The 2635-nt window shown below is 66.1% G+C and carries 2 protein-coding genes; both read left to right on the top strand.

Annotated elements, in window-relative coordinates; all coding sequences use genetic code 11:
- Window positions 1-117 precede the first annotated feature (117 nt).
- On the top strand, window positions 118-1641 hold the full coding sequence (gene istA, locus IMZ29_RS22320) for an IS21 family transposase (RefSeq protein WP_005800234.1): 1524 nt from the start codon (window positions 118-120) through the stop codon (window positions 1639-1641).
- Window positions 1631-2440: an IS21-like element helper ATPase IstB gene (gene istB, locus IMZ29_RS22315; protein ID WP_005800232.1), complete on the top strand. Its 810-nt coding sequence runs from the start codon at window positions 1631-1633 to the stop codon at window positions 2438-2440. Before istA ends, istB begins: the two co-directional genes overlap by 11 nt.
- The last annotated feature ends 195 nt before the right edge of the window (window positions 2441-2635 follow it).

Raw genomic sequence — 2635 nt, 5'->3', positions numbered from 1 at the left:
TGTTGGCGCCGACCGAAAACTGAGCCACTTATGAGGGTTGTGCCGACCCAAAATTGAGCCAGGTGTTCAACCTACTCTGCTGTTTTTTTGTGCAGCAGAGGACGAGGAGTGATCACCATGGACATGATTGGCAGGATCCGGCGTTTGCATGCCCGGAAGAACAAATCGGAGCGCGAGATCTCGCGCATGACGGGGCTGTCGCGCAACACGGTTGCGAAGTGGCTGCACGGCGAGGTGGATGGCCCGCCGAAGTACCGGCGCGGGGAGCAGCCGAACAAGCTCACTGCGTTCCACGAGGCGCTCAGGCAGGCGTTGAAGGCCGACGCCCGGCGGCCCAAGCGCGAGCGTCGCACGGCCAAGGCGCTGTACGCCGAGATCAGGGGCGCTGGCTACGACGGTGGCTACACGCGGGTGACCGACTTCATCCGGGCGTGGCGCCAGGGCGAAGGTCAATCTGCGAGCGCCAACGCCTTCGTGCCGCTGGCCTTCGAGCTCGGCGAAGCCTTCCAGTTCGACTGGAGCGAGGAAGGGCTGGTGGTGGGCGGAATCTACTACCGCATGCAGGTCTCGCACATGAAGCTATGCGCTTCGCGGGCCTTCTGGCTGGTGGCCTATCCGAGCCAAGGCCATGAGATGTTGTTCGATGCCCATACCCGCAGCTTTGCAGCCCTGGGCGGCGTGGCCCGGCGCGGCATCTACGACAACATGAAGACCGCGGTGGACAAGGTCAAGAAGGGTAAGGGCCGGATCGTCAATGAGCGCTTCGCGACCATGTGTGCGCACTACCTGTACGACCCGGACTTCTGCAACGTCGCCAGCGGCTGGGAGAAGGGCGTCGTCGAGAAGAACGTGCAGGACAGCCGCCGGCGCATCTGGATCGACGCGGCCAAGCAGCGCTTCGGCAGCTTCAGCGAACTCAACGCCTGGCTGGGCCAGCGGTGCCGGGCGTTGTGGGACGAGGTGCGCCACCCCGAGCACGAGCAGTTCAGCGTGGCCGAGATGCTCGAACACGAGCGGGCGCATCTGATGCCCATGCCGGCGCCGTTCGATGGCTACGTCGAGAAGCCCGCGCGCGTGTCCAGCACCTGCCTGGTATCGGTGGCGCGCAACCGCTACTCGGTGCCGTGCGAGCTGTTCGGGCAAATGGTCAGCACCAGGCTGTACCCGGGCAGCGTCGTCGTGGTGGCCAACGACCACATCGTCGCGCGCCACGACCGCCTGAGCAACGCCGGCGAGACGCGGTATGACTGGCAGCACTACATCCCGCTGCTGCAGAGGAAGCCCGGCGCGCTGAGGAATGGCGCGCCGTTCGCCGACATGCCCGAGCCGCTGCAGAGGCTGCGCCGTGGGCTGCTGCGCAACCCGGGCGGCGACCGCGTGATGGCGCAGGTGCTGGCCATCGTGCTGAGCGCCGGGCTGGACGCGGTGCTGGTGGCGGTGGAACTGGCGCTGGAGACCGGGCCGCCCGGCAAGGTGAGCGTGGAGCACGTGGTCAACGTGCTGGGGCGCCTGAATGCGGTGCCGATGCCGCAGACGGCTGCGACGCAGCTGAAGGTGAGCACACCGCCGCTGGCCAACACGGCGCGCTACGACAGCCTGCGTGCCGACAACGCCACCGAGGAGGCCGGCCATGACGCGTGACGTGACGGTTGAACTCAAGGCGTTGCGTCTGCATGGCATGGCCGGCGCCTGGGCCGACCTGGTGGAGCAAGGAACGAACGCAGGGGTGGACTCCTCGCGCTGGTTGATCGAGCACTTGCTGCAGGCCGAGGGCACGGATCGCGCCATGCGCTCGGTCAGCCACCAGATGCACGCCGCGAAGTTCCCGGTGCATCGCGACATCGCCGGCTTCGACTTCGAGGTCTCGCCGGTAGATCGCAAGCTTGTGAGCACACTGGCCGCAACCAACTTCACAGACGACGCACACAACGTCGTGTTGGTGGGTGGGCCGGGCACGGGCAAGACGCATCTGGCCACGGCCATCGGCGTATCGGGCATCACCCGGCATGGCAAGCGCGTGCGGTTCTTCTCGACGGTCGACCTGGTCAATGCACTGGAGCAGGAGAAGGCGCAAGGCAAGGCCGGGCGCATTGCATTGAGCTTGCTGCGCATGGACCTCGTCATCCTGGACGAGTTGGGCTACCTGCCGTTCAGCCAGGCCGGCGGGGCGTTGCTGTTCCACCTGCTCAGTCGCCTGTATGAACACACCAGCGTGATGATCACGACCAACCTGGACTTCGCGGAGTGGTCCAGCGTGTTCGGCGACGCGAAGATGACCACCGCGTTGCTGGACCGGCTCACGCACCACTGCCACATCGTGGAGACGGGCAACGAGTCGATCCGCTTCAGCCGCAGTACGGCAGAGGCCAAGAAGCGCATCAAGGCGCGCGAGCAGGCCCGCAAGGGCAGCAAGTCCGAGCTGCCGCAGGACGACTTCTGAAGCGGCGCCGCGCGGGGAAATCCGCTACGGGCTACGCCCTGCGCGGCTTCCCCCGCGCGCTCAACTCAACATCGAGGAGGTCAAAGAGCCAGGACAGACCTACACTTATCCACCGCCGGCCCTCTGAAGGCCGGCCCCCACCCCTGGCTCAATATTCGGTCGGCACGGTGGCTCAGATTTGGATCGGCGCCGACA

Source organism: Verticiella alkaliphila (assembly GCF_018904615.1).
In the GTDB taxonomy this organism is placed as follows: Bacteria; Pseudomonadota; Gammaproteobacteria; order Burkholderiales; family Burkholderiaceae_B; genus Verticiella; species Verticiella alkaliphila.
Note: the sequence above shows the minus strand (reverse complement) of the source record. Positions and strands in the feature narration are given on the sequence as shown.